This window comes from Streptomyces sp. enrichment culture (assembly GCF_964273145.1).
In the GTDB taxonomy this organism is placed as follows: domain Bacteria; phylum Actinomycetota; class Actinomycetes; order Streptomycetales; family Streptomycetaceae; genus Streptomyces.
On record NZ_OZ186873.1, the window covers coordinates 3,996,180 to 4,021,537 of the forward strand.

A 25,358-nucleotide genomic window follows, 5' to 3' on the forward strand; every position below is an offset into this window, starting at 1 on the left:
CTGACGAGTAACCGGTGGGTGACCGGCCGGCAGGCAGCAAGTGGCGAGTAGCTCGATCGATTGCTCAGCGGGAGGCGACAACCATGGCGCGCGAGTCGGAGTCCGGACTGCCCATCGAACCGGTCTACGGACCCGACGCCCTGGCCGGCTGGGATCCGGCCGAGAAGCTGGGCGAGCCGGGGTCGTACCCCTTCACCCGCGGCGTGTACCCGACGATGTACACCGGACGGCCCTGGACGATGCGCCAGTACGCCGGTTTCGGCACGGCGGTGGAGTCCAACGCCCGCTACAAGCAGCTCATCGCCAACGGCACGATGGGCCTGTCGGTCGCCTTCGACCTGCCCACCCAGATGGGCCACGACTCCGACGCCCCGATCGCCCACGGCGAGGTCGGCAAGGTGGGCGTCGCCATCGACTCCATCGACGACATGCGGGTGCTCTTCGACGGCATCCCGCTGGACAAGGTCTCCACGTCGATGACGATCAACGCCCCCGCCGCGCTGCTGCTCCTGCTGTACCAACTGGTCGCCGAGGAGCAGGGCGTCAGCGCCGACAAGCTCACCGGCACCATCCAGAACGACGTGCTGAAGGAGTACATCGCGCGCGGCACGTACATCTTCCCGCCCAAGCCGTCGCTGCGGCTGATCGCGGACATCTTCAAGTACTGCCGGGCCGAGATCCCGAAGTGGAACACCATCTCGATCTCCGGCTACCACATGGCCGAGGCGGGGGCGTCTCCCGCGCAGGAGATCGCCTTCACCCTCGCCGACGGCATCGAGTACGTCCGCACCGCGGTCGCGGCCGGCATGGACGTCGACGACTTCGCCCCGCGCCTGTCCTTCTTCTTCGTCGCCCGCACCACCATCCTGGAGGAGGTCGCCAAGTTCCGCGCCGCGCGCCGGATCTGGGCGCGCGTGATGCGCGAGGAGTTCGGCGCCGAGAACCCCAAGTCGATGATGCTGCGCTTCCACACGCAGACGGCCGGGGTGCAGCTCACGGCGCAGCAGCCGGAGGTCAACCTCGTCCGGGTCGCCGTCCAGGGCCTGGCGGCCGTCCTCGGCGGCACCCAGTCGCTGCACACCAACTCCTTCGACGAGGCCATCGCGCTGCCCACCGACAAGTCCGCCCGGCTCGCCCTGCGCACCCAGCAGGTCCTGGCCTACGAGACGGACGTGACCGCGACGGTCGATCCCTTCGCCGGGTCGTACGTCATCGAGAAGATGACCGACGACGTCGAGGCGGCGGCGCTGGAGCTGATGCGCAAGGTCGAGGACCTGGGCGGCGCGGTCAGCGCCATCGAGCACGGCTTCCAGAAGAACGAGATCGAGCGCAGCGCCTACCGCATCGCCCAGGAGACCGACGCCGGGGAGCGGGTCGTCGTCGGCGTCAACCGCTTCCAGCTCGACGAGGAGGAGCCCTACGAGCCGCTGCGCGTCGACCCCGCCATCGAGGCCCAGCAGGCCGAGCGCCTGGCCAAGTTGCGCGCGGAGCGCGACCAGCAGGCCGTGGACACGGCCCTGTCCGCCCTGCGGAAGGCCGCCGAGGGGGAGGACAACGTCCTGTACCCGATGAAGGACGCGCTGCGGGCGCGGGCCACGGTGGGCGAGGTCTGCAACGCGCTGCGGGCGGTGTGGGGGACCTACGTGCCGTCGGACGCCTTCTGACCCGGCCGGGCGCCGCGCGGAGGGACGGGCGCGGACGCGGCGCCCGCCACCGGTGTCCCGGCGGCCGGAACACAGGGGTGCGGAGCCGTGCCCGCGTGCGACACTCCTTCCCATGTTCGGCGTCATCGACCTCCCCACCTACCTCGCGGGCCTGGTACTGATCATCCTGCTCCCCGGCCCCAACTCCCTGTACGTCCTCTCCGTCGCCGCCCGGCACGGGGTGCGCGCCGGGTACCGGGCCGCCGCCGGGGTCTGGTGCGGGGACACCGTGCTGATGACGCTGTCGGCCGCCGGTGTCGCCTCCCTGCTCCAGGCCAACGCGCTGCTGTTCGGGATCGTGAAGTACGCCGGAGCCGGCTACCTGACCTGGCTGGCGGTGGGCATGCTGCGGGCGGCCTGGGGGATGTGGCGCACCCGGCACGACCGGAGCACCGGGGAGGGCGCCCCGGCCGCCGGTGCGGCCGCCGACGAGCGCCCCTACCGCCGCGCCCTGGTCATCAGCCTCGTCAACCCCAAGGCGATCCTGTTCTTCGTCGCCTTCTTCGTGCAGTTCGTCGACCCGGCCTACGCCCACCCCGCGCTCTCCTTCGTCGTCCTGGGCGCCCTCGCCCAGCTCGCCAGCGTCCTCTACCTCAGCGCCCTGATCTTCAGCGGCACCAGGCTGGCCGCCGCCTTCCGCCGCCGCAGGCGCCTGTCGGCGACGGCCACCTCGGCGGCGGGCGCGCTGTTCCTGGGCTTCGCGGTGAAGCTGTCCCTGGCGAGCGCCTGAGGGCCGCTCCCGGTCACGCAAGGCCCACGAGGGCGAGGTAGTCCGCGAGGCCGTCGGCCACCGACCCGCCCGCCCAGCCGACGTACCCGTCGGGACGGACCAGGAACAGGCCGGTGCCGTACGCCTCATGGGCGGGACCGCGCACCACGCGCACCGGCACCCCGGGTGCCGGGACGCCCAGCGCCAGCAGCGTCCAGTGCGGCCCGCGGAAGGCGTCGAAGAGGCGTACGCCCTCCACCGTGCCGTCGGGCGCGCGGTCGCCGGCCCGTACCGGGCCCGGGTCCGGGCGGGTCTCCCGGCTGAGGGACGACGTCCGGTAGCCCACGCCGAGCTGGCGGGTGGCCTCGCCGCGGCGGACCTCGCCGCGGTGGACGCCCGTGGACAGCCCGAGTACGTCCGCGGCGACGGGGCGCCGTTCCTCCTCGTAGGTGTCCAGCAGCATGGCCGGGGCCCCGTCCCGCAGCACCGCGCCGAGCTTCCAGGCGTCCTGCACGCTGGTGTTGAGGCCCTGGCCGCCGGCCGGGGAGTGCACGTGCGCCGCGTCCCCGGCGAGGAAGACCCGGCCCTCGCGGAAGCGGTCCGCCAGGGCCGCCCGGGCGCGGAACCCCGACGCCCAGCGCACCTCGGTCACGTCCTCGGGGGAGAGCGGGGAGCGGGCGGCGACCAGCTCCCGTATGCCGTCGGCGCTCAGGTCCGCCCGCGTCCCGGCCGGGAACCGCGCGACCAGCTGGAACTCCTCCGTCCCCGCCAGGGGGCAGAGCGAGAGGAAGCCGCCGGTCGCGCCCTGCGGCGGGAACATGTGCCAGTGGCCGCGGTCCAGGCCGGTGAGCCGGACGTCCGCCACCAGCAGGGGATCGGGGTCGACCGTCTCCCCGGCCATGCCGATGCCGAGGGCGCGGCGCACGGTCGAGCGGCCGCCGTCGGCGGCGACGAGGTGGCGGGCGTGGACCGGCTCGCCGGCCGCGAACTCGGCGCGCACGCCCTCGGCCTGCGGCGTCAGACCGGTCACGTGCCGCCCGAAGGCGACCTTCCCGCCCAGTTCCTCCAGCCGGGCCAGCAGGATCTCCTGCGTGCGCCACTGCGGCACCATCCACGGCTCGGCGTAGGGCGCGCTCCCGCTCGGCTCGGCCGGGTCGAACATCCGGTGCTCGCCGACCCGTTCGCCGTTCCGCCAGATCATGGCGGCCGGGTAGCTGCCGCCGGCCGCGCGGATCGCGTCGAGGACGCCGAGGTCGTCGAAGAGCTCCAGGGTGCGCGGCTGGAGCCCCTTGCCCCGGGAGCCGGGGAACAGTCCCTCCCCGCGCTCCACCACCAGCGCGTCCACCCCCCGCCGGGCCAGGTCGATGCCGAGGGTCAGGCCGGTGGGGCCCGCGCCGACGACGAGTACGTCCGTCTCCATGCCCATCTCCTTAACGGTGTTAAGGGCGCTGTGGTGACGAGCCTGGCCTTAACGCCGTTAAGCTGTCAAGGGTGAGTACGGAGCGACGCGCGCCCCTCGACCGCAGGCGGGTCGTGGACACGGCGCTGGACCTGCTGAACGAGGTGGGGCTGGACGGCCTGACCCTGCGCACCATCGCCAGGGAACTGGACGTCAAGGCACCCGCCCTGTACTGGCACTTCAAGGACAAGCAGGCGCTGCTCGACGAGATGGCCACCGAGATGTACCGCCGGATGGCCGCCGGGGCGTCGCTCGATCCCGGCGACGGCTGGCGGGACCGGCTCCGGAAGACCGGACGGGGGCTGCGGACGGCGCTGCTGGGCTACCGGGACGGCGCGAAGGTCTTCAGCGGCTCGCGCTTCACCGGTATCGCGCACGCCGAGCAACTGGAGGACACCCTGGGCCTGCTCACCGCCGCGGGGTTCACCCTCTCGCAGGCGGTGGGCGCGACCACGACGACGTATCTGTACACGCTCGGCTTCGTCACCGAGGAGCAAGGGGTCCAGCCCCTTCCCGGCGAACGCCGCGAGGGCTACGACGTGGAGGAACGGGCCCGCACGATGGCGGCCTTCCCGCTGTCGGCCGCGGCGGGAGCGGAGATGTTCGGGGATTACGACCGGCGTTTCGAGGAGGGGCTGGAACTGCTGATGGCGGGCATCGCGGCCCGGTACCGGATCGCCTGAGGGACGCCGGCCCGGCGCCCCGCCCGCGTCCCGCCTGCCGGACGGCCCGCCTGCGCCCCGCCCGCCCCGCCATCCGAAGCCGACCCCCGGCGCATCGCACGGCGGGCGGCGCCCGGGAGCGGTCCGCGCGCCGAGAGCACGCACCCGACGCCACGGGACCGCCCTCCGGGCGATGACGGGAGTTCGACGACAGGGCCTAGGAAGCGGCCCGCGCGCCCGGTGCGCGGCGGACGCGTCCGGCGCGGTGGCGGCGGACGGCCCGGGTGACGAGCGGCGGCAGCAGGTCCACGGCGAGGCGGCGGGCGCGGGCGGTGCCGGCGGGACGCCGTGCCGCCGGGCTCGGCCGGGGTGCCGGGACGGGGGCCGCGCAATGCCGCGAGCGCGGGAACGGCGGCGGCTGCATGCCCTTGGCGCGGACCCGGACCAGGCGGTGCCCGGCGGCCTCCTGCACGCTCACCGAGCAGTCCTCGCGCCGGCGCAGCAGGGCGAGCAGCTCCTCCTGGAGGGGCCCGGGGTCCCCCCAGGTGCCGTACAGCTTCTGGGTGGAGAGGCAGATCGGGCGCAGGCCGCGGTTGAGCACCGCCTCCCACGCGGCGACGGAGACGCCGGGGGTGTGCTCGGAGCGGAAGTCGTCCAGGGCGACGACGCCGTCGGGCAGCAGCAGCTCGCGGGCGGCCGCGATGTCACCGCGGACGTGCTCGTACAGGTGCGAGGCGTCGACGTGGACGAACCGGCAGGTGCCCGGCTCGACCTCCTGGGTGATCACGGAGGTCGGAGCGTGGACGATCCTGGGCAGCGTGTCGTGGAAGGAGAGGTAGTTCCGCTCGAAGGCCCGGCGGGTGAGCGAGGCGTACGACCGCGCCGACTCCGCGCGGTTGGCCTGGTCCGGAGCCCGGCTCCCGAACAGGTCGCACACCGTGAACCGCTCGCCCTCCCGGAGGTGGCGTCCCATCAGGATGGCGCTCTTGCCCAGGTAGACGCCCAGCTCCAGCAGGTCGCCCCGCGGGCCCCGCGCCGCCTGCCGTTCCAGGAACCACGTGAACAGCGTCTGGTCGAGCGGCCAGAACCAGCCGGGGACGTCGCTCAGCTCACCGGGGTACGTCTCGGGTGCTTGTGCAGTGGCCATGGCGGGAGGGTGCCTGCCGGGTGCGTCCCGATCCGGCCCCACGCCGCATATCGTCCGAAGAACTCACCGGACGTGTGACAGGGCCGCCCGCAAACGGGGGGTCAGCGGCTTCTCGACGTACCGGTTCAGCAGCCAGGCCAGCAGCAGCATCGAGGCCAGGGTCAGCGCGAAGGTCGTCACCGAGTCCAGGCCCGCCCCGCGGTGCAGGGCGTGGATCACCACCCAGCCGAGGTGCTCGTGGACCAGGTAGAACGGGTACGTCAGCGCGCCCGCCACGGTCAGCCAGCGCCAGTCGGCCCGGCTCGCCAGGCCCAGCGCGATCACCGCGACCGCCGCGAAGCCGAAGGCGACGACGAGGACGATGCCGGCCGTGGTGCGGTGGGCGAAGGCGTGCGGATCGGCCGCGTTCCCCAACGCGTCCACCGCGTAGTGCTGCCCGATCAGGAAGCCGACCGCCGCGATGCCCCAGCCGCAGGCGTCCCGCCGGTCGCGGTGGACGAGGTACAGGCCGATGCCTCCGACGAAGAACGGCGCGTACTCGGGCATGAGGACCACGTCGAGCAGCGGTTCGTCGGCGGCCTGCGCGAACACCGCCGCCAGGGTCCAGCAGGCGCAGAACAGGATGACGCGCCGCCGGCTCGCCCCGGGCATCACCACGCACAGCGCGAACAGCGCGTAGAACCGGACCTCCGCCCACAGCGTCCAGCACACCCCCAGCACCCGGTCGGCCCCCAGCGGCTGCTGAAGCATCGTCAGGTTCACCAGCGCGTCGCTCGGCGACACGGCGTCGTAGGCGACCGCCGGCAGCGCGAACACCGCCGTCACCAGGGCCACCGCCACCCAGTAGGCGGGCAGCAGCCGGGACGCCCGGGAGGCGAAGAACGACGACAGGGACCGGCCCCAGCCGCTCATGCAGATCACGAACCCGCTGATCACGAAGAAGACCTGCACGCCCAGGCAGCCGTAGGAGAAGAGGGTGTGCAGCGTGGGGAACTGGTGCCGGGGGGAGGTGCCCCACGCCTCGCTCACCTCGCCGCCGCGCCCGCCGTAGTGGTAGAGGGCCACCATCAGCGCGGCCACCAGGCGCAGCCCGTCCAGGGCGCGCAGCCGGTTCGGCGCGCGGGCCGGGGCGGGGGCGGCCGGGGGCGGCCCGGCGGTGGTGCCGGGGTGCGGCGCGGACGCCGTGACGGCCGTCTCGGTCACGTGCACAACTCCTTCGGCCGTTCGCGGTCGCCGCCGGGGACGGCGCCGGGGGCGGTGACGAGGGTGGAGCGGCGGTGGGGCGGCGTCACCGCTTCAGGGAGCGCCGCAGCGCCCGCGCCCGCCGCACCACCCTGCGCGCCGCGGAGTTGCGGGGCAGGAACGCCAGCCGCTGCGGGATGCCGCCGGGCAGGCCCAGCGAGGTCAGCCGCCTCCTCTTGAAGTACCGCCGGGTGCGGGCGTCCAGCCGCGTCCTGAGGTACTCCTCGGCCTCCGGCCGCAGCCGGGGCAGGATCTTCGGCTGCATCGCGTACCCGACGGTGCGGACGAGGGCCGTGAGGGTGTCGACGTCCGTGCCCCGGCGCCGTTCGGTGACGGCCGCCCGGTCGGACGGTTCGGGCAGCAGCGCGTCGACGATCGTGACGGGGACGCGGTTGCTGTTCTCGTACGGGGTGAGCCGGTCCAGCAGCGTGTCCGTGCCGACGCGGGCGACCGGCAGGCCGTAGAGGGTGGACGCGGTGAGCAGGCCCGTGGAGAAGCAGCCGACGACCAGCGCCGGACGCATGCGCTGGTACAGCACCTCCGCGAGGACGGGCGTGTCGAGGACGGTGAGGCCGACGCCGAGCCGCTCGGCCTCCTGCTCCAGGGCGCGGGCGAAGCGGGCCGGAGCCGAGGGGTGCGGTTTGAACACGGCCCGCTCGTGGCCGAGACCGGCCGCCCCCCGCAACATCCGCACGTGCAGGTCCTCCTCCTCGTCGGGGGAGAGGATGTCCAGCGCGGACAGGTACTGGCCCAGCAGCAGGGCGGGCTCGGCCACCTCGGGCAGGGCGTCCGCGGTGTCGGCCAGTTCGGCGAGCACCTTGGTGAACGCGGCGGTCGGCACGGTCTCGGGCGCGACGTCGAACTCGGTCAGCAGCAGCGGGGTGAGGCCCGGCACCAGGTCCAGGTGGAGCAGCCGCTCCACACGCGTGCCGACCAGCGGGTCGAGCTTGGTGCGGGTGGGGCCGTAGCTCATCAGGCCGTCCGCGTAGACGGTGACCGGCGCGTCGGTGAAGATCTGCGTCACGCCGAGCGCCGGGTGCACCTGGATCGACTCCACGGCGAGGGCGACGTCGTCGTCGCCGAGCTCCCACAGCCGCCGCAGATGCCGCTCCCACAGGGGGACGTCCTCGGTCCGCGGCGACCAGCCGCCGGGGTGGAAGGGGTAGATCGTCTCGTTCCACGACACGACGTCGTCGAACCGCGTCCGCAGCCGCTCGAAGCCGGGCATCTCGTCGACCGCGGGCGTCGTCTCGGGGGTCGCCGCGTTGTTGGACACCAGCAGGATCCGCCGGTCGGCGGGGGCGAAGCAGCCGGTGTCGAGGGCGGCGGCGAGGGTGGCCGTGCCGTAGAGGGTCGACGCCAGGAAGATCTGCGTGGTCACGCCGCCACCTCCCCGGCGGGCACCGGACGGCGGCGCAGCCGGCGCAGCCGGCCGGCGCGCTCGGCGTCCATCGAGCGGAGCACCTCGTCGAGCGCGTCCTGCGGCATCCGCCGCAGCGCGGCGGCGCTCATCGTCCTCAGCCTGCGGGCCACGGGCGGCTCGAACCTCTCGATGCAACCCAGGTGGTGGGAGATGATGGCGCAGTACGTGCGCACGGCCTTGGGCAGCAGCCGGTCCGCGTCGGGATCCTCGGCGGTCTCCCGGAGCACCTGGTCGAAGGCGCGGATGAAGTCGAGCTGGCGGGCGTCGCCGATCTGCGTCAGCGACGAGGCGACCCCGCGCCGGTAGAAGACGCCGAGCAGCCCGGTCACGGCGAACGACTCCGCCTCCCGGTGCAGCTTCCAGATCCACGGCCGGTCCTCGGCCGTGCGCAGTCCGTCGGTGAAGTGCAGCAGACCGCGGTCGACGAGCCGGCGGTGGTAGATGCCGGCCCAGGCGTAGGGGTAGTCGACGGACGTGGTGCGGTGGGCGGGCAGGATCGCGTCGCGCGGGCGCAACGGGACGTTCCTGCGGCCGTGCGGCACGCGGTGCACCGTGCGCGCCCGCCCCGTGCACTGCACGTGGTCGGTGCGGACGAAGTCGCAGCCCAGCTCCTCGATGGCGGCGACCAGCCGGTCGTAGTACCCGGGCGCCAGCCAGTCGTCGCCGTCCAGGAAGGTGAGGTACTCGCCGCGCGCCCGGTCGATGCCGGTGTTGCGGGCGGTCGCCAGACCGCCGTTGCGCTCGTGTCTGACCAGCACCGCGCCGGGCAGCTCACGCTCCGCGCGCGCGAGAATGTCCGGTGTCCCGTCGGTCGAGCAGTCGTCGACGAGGATGAATTCGAAGTCGTCCCGCGCGTTCGCGCGCAGACTCCTCAGGGTGTCGGAGGCGTATTGCCGCACGTTGTAGAACGGCACGATGACGGAGAGCTTGAGCACGCAGGTGACGGTAGGGCGTGGCCCGGCATTCGGTTTTACCTGCGGCTTGATGCGGAGTGAACGGCGCGTGGCGAAGCCGTGAAGCGAACGCTTTTCCGGACGCCACACGACCCGATTCCCCATTCGGCGATGTGCTGTTAACCGTTTGTTGCTTTCGGGTTGGGCGGTTCCTAGGAATGCCTTCCTAGCGTCTTCGACGTGCCAGCAAGTGCAGCAGACGCAGCAAGCGCAGCCAGCGGGGTGACCTCCCTCCGCGTGGCCGTCCTCGCGGATTCCGACACCCGGTGGAAATGGGGCGCCCTCACCGCGCGGCGCACCGCCCCCGAGGGAGCGGACGTCCGCCTGGACGGCTACCTCCTGCGGGGCCGCGCCACCCCCACCGCCCGCCAGCTCCAGGAGGTCGGCGTCCGCGCCGACGCCCTGCGCGAGGTCACCGCCGTCGAGTTCCTGCGCACCATGGCGCGCGAACCGTACGACGTCCTGGTCCTCGCGCTGGTCGGCGGCGGTGTGCAGGCGATGCTGCACGGCCTGAAGCGGGTGTGGGAGGACCGCGCGGACCGCCCCGTCGTCGTCACCGGCTACGTCGGCGTGGTCTACGAGAAGCTCGCCGACGGCCTGCTGCTGCGGCACGGCGCCGACCTCGTCCTCGCCAACTCCCGCCAGGACGCCGAGCGTTTCCGCGCCGTGTACGAAGGGGTCGGCGCCGACGCCCGCGCCGTGACCGAGGTGGCGCTGCCGTTCCTGGGCGGTGACCCCTACACCGGCGAGCACGACCCCTACACGGTCGTCTTCGCCGCCCAGCCCTCCGTCCCGGAGAGCCGCGCGGACCGCACGTACCTGCTGGACCGGCTCATCCGGCACGCCCGCCGCCACCCCGAGCGCCAGGTGCTGCTGAAGCTGCGCTCCAAGCCCGGCGAACACACCACCCACATCGAGGAGCTGCCCTACCAGAAGCTGGTCCAGAAGGCGGACCCGCCGCCCAACTTCCGCCTCGTCTACGGCCACATGGGCGAGGTCCTGGACCGCACCGACCTGCTGGTGACGGTCAGCTCCACGGCCGCCCTGGAGGCCCTGCACCGCCGCATCCCGACCGTCGTCCTCACCGACCTCGGCATCCGCGAGGCGCTCGGCAACCACCACTTCACCGGCTCCGGCTGCCTGGCCTCCTGGGACCAGCTCGACGCCGGGCACCGCCCGGTGCCGGACGAGGAGTGGCTGGCCCGGCAGGGCGTCGCGGCCGACGGGGCGTACGCGAACGCCTTCGACGCCGCCCGCGAACGCATCGTCGAGCTGCTCGGCCGGCCCGGCGGCCTGCCCCCGCTGACCCCGTACTACACCCCCGTCACCGCCCCCGGCTACCTGCCCGGCATCCTCGCCCGCCACCACCTCGGCCCCGACGGCACCCCGCTGCCCGGCGCCCCCGCCGCCGACAGGGAGCCCGGACCGGTCCGGCAGATCGTCCGCCGCGCGGCCCGCGGCGCCTACCGGCACGGCGTGCAGCGCGTGGCGCCCGTCATCCGGCGGATGGGTGAGCTGTGACCGCCCCGACCCCCGACCGAGGAGCAGAACCCATGTCCGATCCGCAACCGGTGCGCCGGGTCCTCGCGGTCATCCCCGCGCGCGGCGGCTCCAAGGGCGTCCCCGCGAAGAACCTCGCCCCCGTGGGCGGCGTCCCGCTGGTGGCCCGGGCCGTGCGCGAGTGCCGCGCCACCCGGCTGGTGACCGACGTCGTCGTCTCCACCGACGACCAGGCCATCGCCGCCGTCGCCCGCCAGGCCGGCGCCGAGGTCGTGCTGCGGCCCGCCGCCATCGCCGGCGACACCGCCACCTCCGAGGCCGCGGTGCTGCACGCCATGGACGCCCACGAGGCGCTGCACGGCGTGGCCGTCGACGTGGTGCTGCTCGTGCAGTGCACCAGCCCGTTCCTGGTCCGCGAGGACATCGACGCGGTCGCGGGCGCGGTCGCCGGGGGCGGCGCGGACACGGCCGTCACCGTCGCCCCGTTCCACGGCTTCGTCTGGCGCGACGGCGACACCGCCGGGGACGGCGGACACGGCGTCAACCACGACAAGTCGTTCCGGCCCCGCCGTCAGGACCGCCCCCAGGACTTCCTGGAGACCGGCGCCGCCTACGCGATGGAGGCGGCCGGCTTCCGCGAGCACGGCCACCGCTTCTTCGGCCGCACCGAACTGGTCCGCACCGACCCGGCCCGCGTCCTGGAGATCGACGACCCGCACGACCTGGCCCGCGCCCGCGCGCTCGCCCCCCTCTTCGACGCCCACCGCTGCGACGCGCTGCCGACCGCCGCCGACGTCGACGCGGTCGTCCTCGACTTCGACGGCACCCAGACCGACGACCGGGTGCTGATCGATGCCGACGGGCGCGAGTTCGTCGCCGTGCACCGCGGCGACGGGCTCGGCATCGCCGCCCTGCGCCGCAGCGGCCTGCGCCTGCTGATCCTGTCCACCGAGACCAACCCGGTCGTCGCCGCCCGCGCCCGCAAGCTGGGCATCCCCGTCCTGCACGGCGTCGACCGCAAGGACGTCGCGCTGAAGCAGTGGTGCGAGGAGCAGGGCATCGCCCCCGAGCGGGTGCTCTACGCCGGCAACGACGTCAACGACCTGCCGTGCTTCGCCCTCGTCGGCTGGCCCGTGGCGGTGGCGAGCGCCCACGACATCGTCCGCGGCGCCGCCCGCGCGGTCACCACCGCCCCCGGCGGCGACGGCGCCGTCCGCGAGATCGCCGGCTGGCTCCTCGGCCCCTCGCTCGACGCCTCCGACCCCCGCTCCCCCTCTCCCGAACGCTCCTCCGAACCCCTCACCCAGCCCACCAAGTAAGGACCCCTTGATCATGAGCACCAACTCCCGCCTGCGCACCCTCGGTTCCCGCGAGGTCGGCCCCGGCCGCCCCGTCTACGTCACCGGTGAGATCGGCATCAACCACAACGGCGACCTGGAGAACGCCTTCAAACTGATCGACGTGGCCGCCGAGGCCGGCTGCGACGCCGTCAAGTTCCAGAAGCGCACGCCGGAGATCTGCACCCCGCGCGACCAGTGGGACATCGAGCGCGACACCCCCTGGGGCCGGATGACGTACATCGACTACCGCCACCGCGTGGAGTTCGGCGAGGACGAGTACCGCCGGATCGACGAGTACTGCAAGGAGAAGGGGATCGACTGGTTCGCCTCCCCGTGGGACACCGAGGCCGTCGCCTTCCTGGAGAAGTTCGACGTCCCCGCCCACAAGGTGGCCTCCGCCTCCCTCACCGACGACGAGCTGCTGCGCGCCCTGCGCGCCACGGGCCGCACGATCATCCTGTCCACCGGCATGTCGACGCCGAAGCAGATCCGCCACGCCGTCGAGGTCCTCGGCAGCGACAACATCCTGCTCTGCCACGCCACCTCCACCTACCCGGCCAAGGCCGAGGAGCTGAACCTCCGCGTGATCAACACGCTGGAGAAGGAGTACCCGAACGTCCCGATCGGCTACTCCGGCCACGAGACCGGCCTGCAGACCACCCTCGCCGCCGTCGCCCTCGGCGCCTGCTTCGTCGAGCGCCACATCACCCTCGACCGCGCCATGTGGGGCTCCGACCAGGCCGCCTCCGTGGAACCGCAGGGCCTGACGCGCCTGGTCCGCGACATCCGCATCATCGAGGAGGCGCTCGGCGACGGCGTCAAGAAGGTCTACGAGTCCGAGCTCGGCCCGATGAAGAAGCTGCGCCGGGTCCCCGGCGCCGTCGCCGAGGCGGAGATCGCCACCGCCGCGGGCGAGCCGTTCTCCGTCTGACCCGCCCCACCCCTTACCCCAACGCCCTACGACGGGACGGTCGTACGCCGATGAGCCCCCGCGCCGGGAATGCCGGCTCCCCCACTCTCGCCTTCGTCGAGAGCCCGGTACAGCTCCTGAACGTGCTGGAGTGGGCGCACCTGCACGCGCCCGGCGCGGGACTCGCCCTGGTGGTGCTCTCGCCCGTCGACCCGATGACCCGGGGCCAGCTGCGCCGCATGGCGGAACTGGCCCGCCGGGAGGGCCACGAGGTCCGCTGGGAGGAGGCCCGCGGCGGCGCCGCGGCCCCCTTCCGGACGGTGGGGGGCCTGACGGGCGCCCTGCGCCACGCCGAGCGGATCGTCCTGGGCGACCCCTTCTCCCGCTACGTGCAGCTGCTGCTGACCCTCACCCGCGCCCGCGACCTGGTCGTCGTCGACGACGGCACCGCCACCATGGAGTTCGTCACCCAGCTGGCGCGCGGTGAACGCCTGGTGCGCTGGCACCGCAAGGGCAGCCGCCCCGGCCCGCGCGACCTGCTCTTCGCCCCGGTGTCCGCCGCCGCCCGCCGCCGGCTGGCCCCGTCCCGGGGCCGCCGGGTGGAGGTCTTCTCCGCCATGCCGATCGAGCAGGCCCCCGACGGCGTGACGGTCGTCCCCAACGCCTTCGCCTGGACCCGCGCCCGCTTCGGCCCGCCCCGCCTCACCAAGGGCGCCGACATGGTCGGCACCTCGCTGGTGGAGACCGGTGTCGTCGACGGCGACCGGTACGTGGACGCCGTACGGCAGCTGGCGAAGGCCCACGGGGCGACCCGCTACTTCGCCCACCGCCGCGAGAGCGCCGAGAAACTCCACCGGCTGGCCGTGGAGACCGGCCTGCAGATCGTCCGCCCCGACCTCCCCCTGGAACTCATCGCCCGCCGCGGCCCCGTCGGCCGCACCGTCCTCAGCTTCCCCTCCACGGTCGTCCACACCCTGCCCCTGGCCCTGGCCGGTACGGAGGTGAGGGTCGCCGTCTGCGACATCGACCCGGCGTGGCTCACCCGGCACGCCTCCCCGCGCGCGCAGGGCTTCCTGTCCGGGGTGACGGGCTCGGCACGGGACGTGCACCGCCTGGCGGCGGTGGCGATCGCCGGGTAGACGCCCGTGCCCGGGCGGCCCGCGCCCGGGCGGCCCGCGCCCCGGCGGGTGTCCGCGGCGCCCCGCAACCCCGGCCCCCCGTCCCTCGTTGTTCCCGGCACACCTCGTCCCGACAGGCAGCCTCGGGGGGCCGCATGGAACACGAACCCGCCACCACGGATCCCGCCAAGGGCCTCCCCGGGCCCCGGCCGCCCGCGCCCCCGGCCGGCGCGGAACCGGTCCTGTGGAACACCCCCACCCGGCACATGTGCGCGGGCGCCTGGGTCGACGAGTCGTTCGCCCGCGCCGTCGTCCGGGAACTGGAACAGGAGCGGCACCGCGCCTGGGCCCCCTCGTACGGCGTCGACCAGCGGCTGCTGCTCCACCACGCCCGCCGCGCCCTGGAGGCCGTCCACGGCCGCGACATGGTGGTGTCCGCGGCCTGGCTGGCCGGTGTGCTCGTCGTACCGGCCGCCGCCGTCGCCCGCGCCGCGCTCTCCAAGCTCTCCGCGGGCGTGCGCGACGGCGTCCGGCGGCTGCCCGGCATGCACAGCCTGCGCAGGGAGAAGGACGGCTCGCTGCGGGTCGACGCACCGGTCTCCGGCCTCGCCGCCTCCGGCCTGTCCACCGCCGTGAGCACCATGCTGTGCGCGTACGTCCAGACCGCGCTGTCCCCCTGGGGCCCGTCCACCTTCCTGCCGGCGCTGCTGTGCACCGCCGTGCTGCTGACGGGCGTGCCGTGGTGGGCGGCCTGGCGGCAGCAGAAGGAGGTCTGGCGCACCGCCTCCCGCGAGCTGGTGCCCGGCGCGCCGGCACCCGCCCCGCCCCCGGGCACCGGGGCCGTCCCCGCGGACGAGGGAAACCTCGTCATCCACAGCGGGTACCGGCCCTTCACCGGCTCCGGGACCGAACTCACCTCCTGGTCGCTCGACCTGCGGCTGCGGCCCGCCCCCGGCGCCGCGCCGGCCGCCCCCCTCACCACGGACGCCCTCGTCGACGCCCTCCGCGACGGCCTCGGCGGCCTCGGACGCGCCTCGGGCGGCCTCACCGGCCTCTCCGTCGAGGAGCGGGTGTACGTCGACGGCTGCGAACTGGACGGGCCGGAACCCTTCTCCCGCACCGCCTTCTGGCCGGCCGGCGACCACGCCCGCCTGACCGCCCGGCCGGTCGACCGCGTACCGGAGGGGACCGTGCGGGCGGCCCGGGGACGCGTCGACGGCCCCGTGCGGCACTGCCTGTGCGCCCAGGTCCGCGGCTGGGACTGCGACATCGTGCTCACCGTCCACGTCCAGGCCGTCGTGGTCCTGGGAACACTGCACCTCAACAGCACCGCCTCGGTCCTCACCCCGGTGCGGGACGCCTACCGGGAGGTGGACCGCCTCACCGAACGCCACCACGGCGAGCACACCGCGCGGGTCGCCGCCGCCGCGCTCCTCACGATGCACGACAGCCTCGGCGGACCGATCGCCCGCCCACTGCGCCACTTCCTCTCCGACCTGAGGCGGGAGCGCCGGGAGGAACACCTGCGGGACGTCATCGCCCACGACCGGCGGTTCGACTTCGGCGCAGGCACCGGCCTGCGGGAACGTGCCGGCTCCGGCGCGTACACGAACTACTTCCAGCGCGTCGACGTCCAGCGTGCCGCCCGCCGCATCGAGCTGCGGCTCCTCGCCGACCTCGGCAGGCTGCTGGAGGACCACGGCCTGGACACCTCCGAGCTGGAGGAACGCCGCAGCGTCATCCTCAACAACGGCGTCATCATGACGGGCGGCGCCATGCACGGCGCCGTCGCCGCCGGCCCGGGTGCCCAGGCCGTCAGCGGTCCCGGCGGCCAGACCGTCACCGGACCCCGCGCCCGCCCGGACGCCGCGCCCGCCGGCGCGTCCTGACCCGCCCCGGCCCCCGCCGTACCACCGCCCCCGTCCACATCCCGCCCTCCAGAGGAGTCCCACCATGAGCGAGCCCGGCGGCGTCAACCACGGCATCGTCATCGGCGGCAACGCCAACGTATCCGGTTCCGCCCTGGCCGCCGGCGCGGGCGCCCGCGCGGTCCACGAAGGCCGGACCGCACAGGACGCACACGCCCTGGCCGCGCGGCTGCGCACCCTCCTCGCCGAGGCGGGCACGGACGATGTCGTCACCGCGGACCGGCGGCGGACCGCCGAGGAGGCCCTCACCGCGATCGAGGGCGAACTGGCGGCCGGCCTCCCGGCCGCCGGCCGTCCGGCCCTCATCGACCGGATGCGCGAACTCGCCCTGTGCCTGGCCGGCACCGGGGCCCTCGCCCAGGCCGCCGACCAGCTCGTCACCGCCGTGCGCGCCCTCCTGGGCTGACCAGGCACGGGGAGCACGCGGATCCGCGGACGGCCCGGCGGACCCCCGCCGGGCCGTCCGCCTGGTGAACGCGGACGCGTGGGGCGGACGGGGCGTGGTAACCGTGAGGGAGACGGGTGGCCGGGAAGCGGGGTGCCGACACCGCTTCCCGTGGATTCCGGTGATCCACTCGACCGGCGAAAACCGGCGAGTCTACCCAGGAAACTCAACAGGTATGCGTGGGGCGGCCAGATTTTCTTCCCCTGACGGGCTGAATTTTTGTTGATCGCGGGTCAACCGCCCGCCTGGGCGTCCTACCCTTCAGAGGGTGAAGCAACTGATGTCCCCAGAGTCCGAGGTCGACCTTCCCGGAGAAGCCCTGCTTCCCGGCGCGCTGCCCGAGGCACTGCGCGCCGAACTCGTCGCCTTCCGCCGCGACCTGCACATGCACCCCGAGCTGGGCAACCAGGAGTTCCGCACCACCGCAGCGATCAAGGAAAGGCTGGAGGAAGCGGGCCTCGCGCCCCGCGTCCTGCCCACCGGAACCGGGCTCATCTGCGACATCGGCATCGGAAGAGGGGAGCACCCCAGGGGCCCCGGAGGCCCCGCGGGGCACGCCGGTTCCGCCATACTCGCCCTGCGGGCCGACATCGACGCCCTCCCCATCCCCGACACCAAGAGCGAGTGCCCGTACCGCTCGACCGTGCCGGACCGGGCGCACGCCTGCGGGCACGACGTGCACACCACCGTCGTCCTCGGCGCCGGCCTGGTCCTCGCCGAGCTGCACCGGCAGGGGCTGCTTCCCCGGCCCGTGCGGCTGATCTTCCAGCCCGCGGAGGAGGTGCTGCCCGGCGGCGCGGGCGAGGCCATCAAGGCCGGGGCGCTCGACGGGGTGTACCGGATCCTCGCCGTGCACTGCGACCCCCGGGTGGACGCCGGGCGGATCGGGCTGCGGGAGGGCCCCATCACCTCCGCCTGCGACCGGCTGGAGATCGCGCTGGACGGCCCCGGCGGTCACACCGCGCGCCCCCACCTCACCACCGACCTGGTCACCGCCGTCGCCCGGGTCGTCACCGACGTGCCCGCGCTGATCGCCCGGCGCGTCGACAGCCGCAGCGGCCTCGCCCTCACCTGGGGCCGGATCGAGTCCGGGCACGCCCCGAACGTCATCCCGCAACACGCCGAACTGGCCGGGACCGTCCGGTGCCTCGACCTGGACGCCTGGCGGCAGGCGCCCGACGTCGTGGTCGAGGCGATCGACGAGGTCGCCAACCTGCACCGCGCCAAGTCCGAGATCACCTACGTCCGCGGTGTCCCGCCGGTGGTCAACCACCCGGTCGCCACCGAGCTGCTGCGTCAGGCCATGACCACGCGGCGCGGCGCGGACGCGGTCGAGAGCACCGAGCAGAGCCTGGGCGGCGAGGACTTCTCCTGGTACCTGGAGCGCGTGCCCGGCGCCATGGCCCGGCTCGGCGTCCGCCCGCCCGGTGAGCACGTCATCCGCGACCTGCACCAGGGCGACTTCGACGTGGACGAGCACGCCATCACCGTCGGCGTGGAGCTCTTCACCGCCGCGGCGCTCCTGGACGCCCTGGGCTGAGCCGCCCCCGGCCCGCTCCGGCCCCGACACGGCCGGAGCGGGCCGGCCCCCTCTTTCCGCCCCCTTCGTTCTCCTTCGTTCCGGTGGTTCACCGCGGTGTAACCGGCCACCGGCACGAATGGATAACGGCCCCGCGAAGCTCCGTTCCCAGGGGTTTCCACGCCCGTTAAGGTGCGCCGAACCGAGCACCCGCTGCGGGTCTCGGAGAAGGGGGAACTCCGGATGCGCCGGACATCGAGACTGACCCGCGCCGCGGTGGGGGTCGCCGCGCTCGCCCTCGCCGCCACGGCCTGCGGCGGCACCAGCAGCGAGAGCGACAGCGCCGGCGAGGGCGGCACGAAGGGCGACAAGGGCCTCGCCATCGCCTACGACATCGGCGGCCGGGGCGACCAGTCCTTCAACGACGCCGCCTACGCGGGCCTGGAGCGGGCGAAGGAGGAGTTCGGCTACACCACCGCCGACATCGAGCCCACCGAGGGCGAGACGGACGCCGACAAGGAACAGCGCCTGACCTCACTGGCGCGCCAGGGCTACGACCCGGTCGTCGGCGTCGGATTCGCCTACGGGCCGGCGATGGAGGCCGTGGCCGCCAAGTACCCGGACACCACCTTCGGCATCGTCGACTCCGTGGTCGAGGGCGAGAACGTCGCCTCCCTCGTCTTCGCCGAGGAGCAGGCCTCCTACCTCGCCGGTGTGGCCGCCGCGAAGGCCACCAAGACCAAGGTCGTCGGTTTCGTGGGCGGCGTGGACGTGCCGCTGATCCACAAGTTCGAGGCGGGTTTCGAGCAGGGTGTGAAGGAGACCGATCCCAAGGTCGAGGTGGTCTCGCAGTACCTGACGCAGACGGCCGAGGAGGGCGGCTTCTCCAGCCCCGACAAGGGCAGGGCCGCCGCTGAGGGCCAGATCGAGAAGAAGGCCGACGTCGTCTACCACGCCGCCGGCCTGTCCGGCCAGGGCGTGATCGAGGCCGCCGCCAAGGCCGGGGCCTGGGCGATCGGCGTGGACTCCGACCAGTACGAGCAGGAAGCCCTCGCCAAGTACAAGGACCGGATCCTGACCTCGGCCACGAAGGACGTCGGCGGCTCGGTGTACGCCCTGGCCAAGTCCGTGGAGGACGGCAAGCCGCTGACCGGCACCCAGACCTTCGACCTGAAGGTCGACGGCGTCGGCCTGACCGAGAGCAACCCGGAGTTCGCCGCGATCCCGGGCCTGAAGGACGCGGTGGCCGAGGCGAAGGCGGCCATCATCGACGGCTCCATCAAGGTCAGGAGCCGGTGAACCAGGACCGCGGGCCGGCCGACCGGGCCGGGCAGCGGTGAACCGGGCCGGGCGGCACCGAACGGGCGAACCCCGGGAGGCACGGGCGGGACACCCGCGCATCCCGCGGTGGGCGCCCGTGCCGCCACCCCCGCCCCACGTCACCCAGCGCCACGCCCCCGGTGCCGTGGGCGAGGCCCGGACCGCCGGGCACGAGACGTTGGCCACGGGCGGATAACAAGGTGGACAGAAGGGGTTTTCAGGCAGGTCTACGCGCGTTAATGTGCGGCGGAGTCAGCGCCGAAGCCGAACCGTCCGGCGCTAGCACGACAGGAGCACCAGACATGCGCCGGATTTCCCGGATCACGGTCGCGGGCGCAGCGACCGCCTCCCTGGCCCTCGCCCTCACCGCCTGCGGCGGTACCTCGACCTCCGGGTCGTCGGAATCGAAGGGCGACAAGGGGCTCGCCATCGCCTACGACGTCGGCGGCCGGGGTGACCAGTCCTTCAACGACGCGGCGTTCACCGGTCTGCAGCGTGCGAAGAAGGAGTTCGGCTACACCACCGCCGACATCGAGCCCACCGAGGGCGAGACGGACGCCGACAAGCAGCAGCGCCTGGAGTCCCTGGCCAAGCAGGGCTACAACCCGGTCGTCGGCGTCGGCTACGCCTACGCCACCGCCATGAAGGCCGCCGCGGAGAAGTTCCCGGACACCACCTTCGGCATCGTGGACGACTCCACCGTGAACGCCGAGAACGTGGCCGACCTGGTCTTCTCCGAGGAGGAGGCCTCGTACCTGGCCGGTGTCGCCGCCGCCAAGACCACCAAGACCAAGGTCGTCGGCTTCGTGGGCGGCGTGGACGTGCCGCTGATCCACAAGTTCCAGGCCGGCTTCGAGCAGGGCGTGAGGGAGACCGACCCCAAGGTCAAGGTGGTCTCGCAGTACCTGACGCAGACGGCCGAGGAGGGTGGCTTCTCCAGCCCCGACAAGGGCAAGACCGCCGCCGAGGGCCAGATCGAGAAGAAGGCCGACGTGGTCTACGCGGCCGCCGGCCTGTCCGGCCAGGGCGTGATCGAGGCCGCCGCCGCCAACAAGGTGTGGGCGATCGGCGTGGACTCCGACCAGTACAAGCAGGAAGCCCTCGCCAAGTACAAGGACTCCATCCTCACCTCGGCGATGAAGGACGTCGCGAAGGCGGTCTACAACCTCGCGAAGTCCGTGGAGGACGGCAAGCCGCAGACCGGTATCGTCAGGGGCGATCTGAAGAGCGGCGAGGTGAGCCTGTCGAACTCCAACCCGAAGTTCGCGCAGAACGCCGAGCTCCAGGAAGCCATCAAGACGGCCAAGGAGAAGATCGTCAGCGGCGAGATCAAGGTCAAGAGCAGCTGACACTGCACCACTTCGAATCAGCGTGCAACCGCCGGGTCGCGTGAGCGCAGCGGGGTACGGGAGGACGTCTCCCCGTACCCCGTCGCTCGGTGCGCCACCCGTTTCGATGCCGTAGGGGCGCTACGCGCGTAGAAGGCCCCTGTCCCCAGGAGAGTGCGCCATCAACGCGTCCAGCAGCCCTCCGGCCGGCGCGGCGGTCAACGGTCAGGTGACCGCCGTCGAGCTCGCCGGGATCACGAAGCGTTTCCCCGGTGTCGTGGCCAACCACGACATCCACCTCACCGTCCGCAAGGGCACCGTCCACGCCCTCGTCGGCGAGAACGGCGCCGGCAAGTCGACGCTGATGAAGATCCTCTACGGCATGCAGAAGCCGGACGAGGGCACCATCGCGGTCGACGGCGAGCGGGTGAGCTTCTCGTCGCCGGCCGACGCCATCGCCCGCGGCATCGGCATGGTCCACCAGCACTTCATGCTCGCCGACAACCTCACGGTGCTGGAGAACGTGGTGCTGGGCAGCGAGAAGCTGCACGGCATCGGCTCCAGGGCCCGCCGCAGGATCCAGGAGATCTCCGACCGCTACGGCCTCGGCGTGCGCCCCGACGCCATGGTCGAGGAGCTCGGCGTCGCCGCCCGCCAGCGCGTGGAGATCCTCAAGGTCCTCTACCGCGGCGCCCGCACGCTGATCCTCGACGAGCCCACCGCCGTCCTCGTGCCGCAGGAGGTGGACGCCCTCTTCGCCAACCTGCGCGAGCTGAAGTCGGAGGGCCTGTCCGTCATCTTCATCTCCCACAAGCTGGGCGAGGTCCTGTCGGTCGCCGACGACATCACCGTCATCCGCCGCGGGACGACCGTCGGCACGGCCGTCCCGTCCGAGACGACGCCGCGCCAGCTCGCCGAGATGATGGTCGGCAGCGAACTGCCGACGCCCCAGACCGCCGAGTCCACCGTCACCGACCGCCCGGTCCTCACCGTCGAGAAGCTGCGCCTGACCGCCCCCGGCGGCAAGGCCCTGCTCGACGACGTCACCTTCACCATCCACGCCGGCGAGGTGCTGGGCATCGCGGGCGTGGAGGGCAACGGCCAGACCGAGCTGGTGGACGCGCTGATCGGCCTGCGCCACGCCGACTCCGGCACGATCCGCCTCGGCGACGAGGAGATCACCGCCTGGCCGACGCGGAAGCGGCGCGAGCGGGGCGTCGGCTACATCCCCGAGGACCGCCACCGCCACGGCCTGCTGCTGGAGGCCCCCCTCTGGGAGAACCGCATCCTCGGCCACGTCACCGAGAAGCCCAACGCCAAGGGCGTCTGGCTGGACCCGAAGGCGGCCCAGGAGGACACCCGCCGGATCGTGACGACGTACGACGTCCGCACCCCGGGCATCGACGTCACCGCCGCCTCCCTGTCCGGCGGCAACCAGCAGAAGCTGATCGTCGGCCGCGAGATGAGCCACCGGCCGCGCTTCCTCATCGCCGCCCACCCCACCCGCGGTGTGGACGTCGGCGCGCAGGCCGCGATCTGGGACCACATCCGCGAGGCGCGCCGCGAGGGCCTGGCCGTGCTGCTGATCTCCGCCGACCTGGACGAGCTGATCGGCCTGTCCGACACCCTCCGCGTGATCTACGACGGCCGCCTGGTCGCGGACGCCGACCCGGCCACCATCACCCCCGAGGAGCTCGGCTCGGCGATGACCGGTGCCGCGTCCGGCCACCTCGAACACGAAGAGACCCCGGCCGACGGCGGCCGGGGTGCGGAAGACGAGGCCCGTTGATGAAGAAGTTCGACAAGGAGCGCGTGCTCCTCGCGGTGGCCGGGCCGGTCATCGCGCTCGCCGTGGCCTTCGTGCTGAGCGCGGTCGCGCTGATCGCCTCGGGCAAGGACCCCGTCGAGCCGTTCGCCCTCATGTTCGAGCAGGCCGGGTTCTCCGACATCCAGGTCCTGATCGTCAACCAGGCGTCGATGTACTACATCGCCGCCCTCGCGGTGGCCATCGGCTTCCGGATGAACCTGTTCAACATCGGTGTCGACGGCCAGTACCAGCTCGCCGCCATGCTCGCCGCGATCGTCGGCGCCCACGCGAACCTGCCGGCGTTCCTCCAGATCCCGCTGCTGCTGCTGACCGCCGCCCTCACCGGCGCGTTCTGGTCCGGCATCGCGGGTGTCCTCAAGGTCACCCGCGGCGTCAGCGAGGTCGTCGCGACGATCATGCTGAACGCCATCGCCACCTCCGTCATCGGCTACCTGTGGCTGCCGGACGTCTTCGGCGTCAAGATCGGCAACAACAACACCACCGGCGAGATGCACGAATCCGGCTGGATCCCCGGCATCGACCTGGGCGCCGCCGGCGAGGTCTACGGCCTGGTGATCCTCGCCGTCCTGCTCGGCATCGGCTACTGGGTCGTCCTCAACCGCACCCGCTTCGGCTTCGACCTGCGCGCCTCCGGCGCCTCGGAGTCCGCCGCGGCGGCCAGCGGCGTCGACCCCAAGCGCATGGTGCTCACCGCCATGCTGATCTCCGGCGCCCTCGCCGGTCTCGCGGGCCTGCCGATCCTGCTCGGCGACACCCACACCTACAGCCTCAACTTCCCCACCGGCATCGGCTTCCTCGGCATCGGCATCGCCCTGCTGGGCCGCAACAGCCCCGTCGGCATCGCCTTCGCCGCCCTGCTGTGGGCCTGGCTCGACAAGGCCAGCCCCGAGCTGGACTTCCACGGCTACGACAAGGAGATCGCGGTCATCATGCAGGGCCTGATCGTCCTCTCCGTCGTCGTCTCCTACGAGGCCGTCCGCGAGTGGGGCCTGCGCCGCCAGCAGCGCCGCGTCGGTGCCGAACTGGCCGCCGGCCACGTCCTGGGCGCCGACACCGACACCACGAAGGAGGTGGCTGGCCGATGACCACCCCGCAGACCACGGCGACCGACGTCAACCAGCCCACGCTGCAGCCCGCGGCGCCCACCGGCCGCCGCCTGCCGCTGCCCGTCCTGCTGCTGCTCATCGCCGGGGCCCTGGCGCTGACCTCGCTCGTCCGCCTGATCACCGGCGCCGACGGCATCACCAACGTCAGCCAGATGTCCACCGCGCTCCAGCTCGCCGTCCCGATCGGCCTGGCCGGCCTCGGCGGCCTGTGGGCCGAGCGCGCGGGCGTCGTCAACATCGGCCTCGAGGGCATGATGATCCTCGGCACCTGGTTCGGCGCCTGGGCCGGCTTCCAGTGGGGACCGTGGACCGGCGTCCTCGTCGGCGTCGTCGGCGGCGCGCTCGGCGGCCTGGTGCACGCCGTCGTCACCGTCACCTTCAACGTCAACCACATCGTCTCCGGTGTGGCCATCAACATCCTCGCCCTGGGCGCCACCCGCTACCTCGCCCCGCTCGCCTTCGAGGGCGAGCCCGGCGGCTCCGCCAAGCAGTCCCCGGCGGTGGACTCCCTCGGCCACTTCACCGTGCCCGGACTGTCCGACGCGCTCGGCGACCTCAACGACAAGGGCTGGTTCCTCGTCTCGGACGTCGCCGGCCTGCTCGGCGGCCTGGTCACCAACGTCTCCTGGCTGACCCTGATCGCCGTCGCGCTGATCCCCGCCACCTGGTGGATCCTGTGGCGCACCCCGTTCGGGCTGCGGCTGCGCTCCTGCGGCGAGAACCCGGTCGCCGCCGAGTCCCTCGGCGTCAACGTCTACAAGTACAAGTACCTCGCCGTGATCGTCTCCGGCGGCCTGGCGGGCCTGGGCGGCGTCTTCCTCTCTCTGGTGGCCAACCCCTTCTACCTGGAGGGCCAGACCAGCGGCCGCGGCTACATCGGCCTCGCGGCCATGATCTTCGGCAACTGGATGCCGGGCGGCCTCGCCATCGGCGCCGGCCTGTTCGGCTACACCGACAGCCTCAACCTGCGCGGCGGCTCCGCCAACGTCCACGCGCTGCTGCTGCTCGGCGCGCTGCTCCTGCTCGCCGGCGCCATCTGGCTCGCGGTGCGCAAGAGCTACGTCAAGGCCGTGGTCACCGCCGTCGTCGGTGCCCTGGTGTTCGCCTGGTACGCGGGCACCGACGAGGTCCCCAACCAGGTCGTCTCCGCCACGCCGTACGTCGTCACGCTCGTCGTCCTCGCCCTGTCCGCGCAGCGCCTGCGCATGCCCAAGGCGGACGGCCTGCCCTACCGGAAGGGGCAGGGCAAGTGAGCGGCGCCGACTGGGAGGCCCTGCGCCAGGCCGCCCGGGACGCCATGTCCCGGGCGTACGCCCCCTACTCCGGGTACGCCGTCGGCGCCGCCGCCCTGGCCGACGACGGCCGCACGGTGACGGGCTGCAACGTCGAGAACGCCAGCTACGGCGTCGGCCTGTGCGCCGAGTGCGGTCTGGTCTCCCAGCTCCAGCTCACCGGCGGCGGCCGGCTGACCCACTTCGTCTGCGTGGACGGCCGCGGCGAGGTCCTCGTCCCCTGCGGGCGCTGCCGCCAGCTGCTGTACGAGTTCGGCGGCCCCCGGATGCTGCTGGAAACCCCGGCGGGCATCCTGCCCCTGTCCGAGATGCTCCCGCAGGCATTCGGCCCGGACCACCTCACCCGGTGACTCCCGCGCGGCCCCTCCGAGCCGACAACCGCTCGGAGGGGCCGCGCGTTTCCCTCCCGCTTCCCCCTTCGCACTC

21 protein-coding genes are annotated in these 25,358 nt (G+C 73.2%); 16 read left to right on the plus strand and 5 right to left on the minus strand.

The window, feature by feature from the left end:
• Positions 1 to 83: 83 nt before the first annotated feature.
• Together ACSU6Z_RS18165 and leuE are read left to right on the plus strand one after the other, a co-directional pair.
• Entirely contained in the window at positions 84 to 1,664 is a 1,581-nt protein-coding gene (locus ACSU6Z_RS18165; protein ID WP_437046939.1) for an acyl-CoA mutase large subunit family protein, read from the plus strand.
• Between the two features lie 112 nt (positions 1,665 to 1,776).
• Positions 1,777 to 2,433 (plus strand): leucine efflux protein LeuE, encoded by a 657-nt coding sequence (gene leuE, locus ACSU6Z_RS18170; RefSeq protein ID WP_437046941.1) that lies wholly within the window; start codon positions 1,777 to 1,779, stop codon positions 2,431 to 2,433.
• A gap of 13 nt (positions 2,434 to 2,446) precedes the next feature.
• On the opposite strand, the gene ACSU6Z_RS18175 is transcribed toward leuE, so the two are convergent.
• Complete coding sequence (locus ACSU6Z_RS18175) at positions 2,447 to 3,832, minus strand: FAD-dependent monooxygenase (protein WP_437046943.1); 1,386 nt, start codon at positions 3,830 to 3,832, stop codon at positions 2,447 to 2,449.
• A 71-nt stretch (positions 3,833 to 3,903) separates the two neighbouring features.
• Here ACSU6Z_RS18175 and ACSU6Z_RS18180 point away from each other — a divergent pair, with 71 nt between their 5' ends.
• Positions 3,904 to 4,554 (plus strand): TetR/AcrR family transcriptional regulator C-terminal domain-containing protein, encoded by a 651-nt coding sequence (locus ACSU6Z_RS18180; RefSeq protein ID WP_437046944.1) that lies wholly within the window; start codon positions 3,904 to 3,906, stop codon positions 4,552 to 4,554.
• 196 nt (positions 4,555 to 4,750) lie between these two features.
• On the opposite strand, the gene ACSU6Z_RS18185 is transcribed toward ACSU6Z_RS18180, so the two are convergent.
• From ACSU6Z_RS18185 to ACSU6Z_RS18200, 4 genes are all read right to left on the minus strand, one after another.
• The gene (locus ACSU6Z_RS18185) at positions 4,751 to 5,680 is read right to left on the minus strand and encodes a class I SAM-dependent methyltransferase (protein WP_437046946.1); all 930 of its coding nucleotides are present in this window, start codon (positions 5,678 to 5,680) and stop codon (positions 4,751 to 4,753) included.
• A gap of 63 nt (positions 5,681 to 5,743) precedes the next feature.
• Complete coding sequence (locus tag ACSU6Z_RS18190; RefSeq protein ID WP_437046948.1) at positions 5,744 to 6,883, minus strand: acyltransferase family protein; 1,140 nt, start codon at positions 6,881 to 6,883, stop codon at positions 5,744 to 5,746.
• A gap of 85 nt (positions 6,884 to 6,968) precedes the next feature.
• Positions 6,969 to 8,303 carry a polysialyltransferase family glycosyltransferase gene (locus ACSU6Z_RS18195; protein WP_437046949.1) on the minus strand — a complete coding sequence of 445 codons (1,335 nt, stop codon included), beginning with the start codon at positions 8,301 to 8,303 and terminating at the stop codon, positions 6,969 to 6,971.
• Entirely contained in the window at positions 8,300 to 9,280 is a 981-nt protein-coding gene (locus tag ACSU6Z_RS18200; RefSeq protein ID WP_437046951.1) for a glycosyltransferase family 2 protein, read from the minus strand. The genes ACSU6Z_RS18195 and ACSU6Z_RS18200 overlap by 4 nt, the downstream gene beginning before the upstream one ends.
• 255 nt (positions 9,281 to 9,535) lie before the next feature.
• Here ACSU6Z_RS18200 and ACSU6Z_RS18205 point away from each other — a divergent pair, with 255 nt between their 5' ends.
• The 13 genes from ACSU6Z_RS18205 to ACSU6Z_RS18265 all read left to right on the plus strand — a co-directional run bounded on the left by ACSU6Z_RS18205 (position 9,536) and on the right by ACSU6Z_RS18265 (position 25,282).
• Positions 9,536 to 10,819: a DUF6716 putative glycosyltransferase gene (locus ACSU6Z_RS18205; protein WP_437046953.1), complete on the plus strand. Its 1,284-nt coding sequence runs from the start codon at positions 9,536 to 9,538 to the stop codon at positions 10,817 to 10,819.
• Between the two features lie 32 nt (positions 10,820 to 10,851).
• Positions 10,852 to 12,117 carry a cytidylyltransferase domain-containing protein gene (locus tag ACSU6Z_RS18210; protein WP_437046955.1) on the plus strand — a complete coding sequence of 422 codons (1,266 nt, stop codon included), beginning with the start codon at positions 10,852 to 10,854 and terminating at the stop codon, positions 12,115 to 12,117.
• Positions 12,118 to 12,130: 13 nt separating this feature from the next.
• Positions 12,131 to 13,069 (plus strand): N-acetylneuraminate synthase family protein, encoded by a 939-nt coding sequence (locus tag ACSU6Z_RS18215; protein ID WP_437046957.1) that lies wholly within the window; start codon positions 12,131 to 12,133, stop codon positions 13,067 to 13,069.
• 50 nt (positions 13,070 to 13,119) lie between these two features.
• Positions 13,120 to 14,187: a hypothetical protein gene (locus tag ACSU6Z_RS18220; protein WP_437046959.1), complete on the plus strand. Its 1,068-nt coding sequence runs from the start codon at positions 13,120 to 13,122 to the stop codon at positions 14,185 to 14,187.
• Positions 14,188 to 14,321: 134 nt separating this feature from the next.
• Entirely contained in the window at positions 14,322 to 16,055 is a 1,734-nt protein-coding gene (locus ACSU6Z_RS18225) for a hypothetical protein (protein ID WP_437046961.1), read from the plus strand.
• A gap of 64 nt (positions 16,056 to 16,119) precedes the next feature.
• Entirely contained in the window at positions 16,120 to 16,500 is a 381-nt protein-coding gene (locus ACSU6Z_RS18230; protein WP_437046963.1) for a hypothetical protein, read from the plus strand.
• A 319-nt stretch (positions 16,501 to 16,819) separates the two neighbouring features.
• A complete protein-coding gene (locus tag ACSU6Z_RS18235) occupies positions 16,820 to 18,079 on the plus strand; it encodes a M20 family metallopeptidase (RefSeq protein ID WP_437050377.1) in 1,260 nt (419 codons plus the stop codon).
• 222 nt (positions 18,080 to 18,301) lie between these two features.
• Positions 18,302 to 19,357, plus strand: coding sequence for a BMP family lipoprotein (locus ACSU6Z_RS18240; protein ID WP_437046965.1), 1,056 nt, complete (start codon positions 18,302 to 18,304; stop codon positions 19,355 to 19,357).
• Between the two features lie 323 nt (positions 19,358 to 19,680).
• Positions 19,681 to 20,727: a BMP family lipoprotein gene (locus ACSU6Z_RS18245; RefSeq protein WP_437046967.1), complete on the plus strand. Its 1,047-nt coding sequence runs from the start codon at positions 19,681 to 19,683 to the stop codon at positions 20,725 to 20,727.
• 208 nt (positions 20,728 to 20,935) lie between these two features.
• Entirely contained in the window at positions 20,936 to 22,495 is a 1,560-nt protein-coding gene (locus ACSU6Z_RS18250; RefSeq protein WP_437046969.1) for an ABC transporter ATP-binding protein, read from the plus strand.
• Complete coding sequence (locus ACSU6Z_RS18255; protein ID WP_437046970.1) at positions 22,495 to 23,619, plus strand: ABC transporter permease; 1,125 nt, start codon at positions 22,495 to 22,497, stop codon at positions 23,617 to 23,619. Before ACSU6Z_RS18250 ends, ACSU6Z_RS18255 begins: the two co-directional genes overlap by 1 nt.
• On the plus strand, positions 23,616 to 24,893 hold the full coding sequence (locus ACSU6Z_RS18260) for an ABC transporter permease (protein ID WP_437046972.1): 1,278 nt from the start codon (positions 23,616 to 23,618) through the stop codon (positions 24,891 to 24,893). The genes ACSU6Z_RS18255 and ACSU6Z_RS18260 overlap by 4 nt, the downstream gene beginning before the upstream one ends.
• Positions 24,890 to 25,282 carry a cytidine deaminase gene (locus ACSU6Z_RS18265; RefSeq protein WP_437046974.1) on the plus strand — a complete coding sequence of 131 codons (393 nt, stop codon included), beginning with the start codon at positions 24,890 to 24,892 and terminating at the stop codon, positions 25,280 to 25,282. The genes ACSU6Z_RS18260 and ACSU6Z_RS18265 overlap by 4 nt, the downstream gene beginning before the upstream one ends.
• The last annotated feature ends 76 nt before the right edge of the window (positions 25,283 to 25,358 follow it).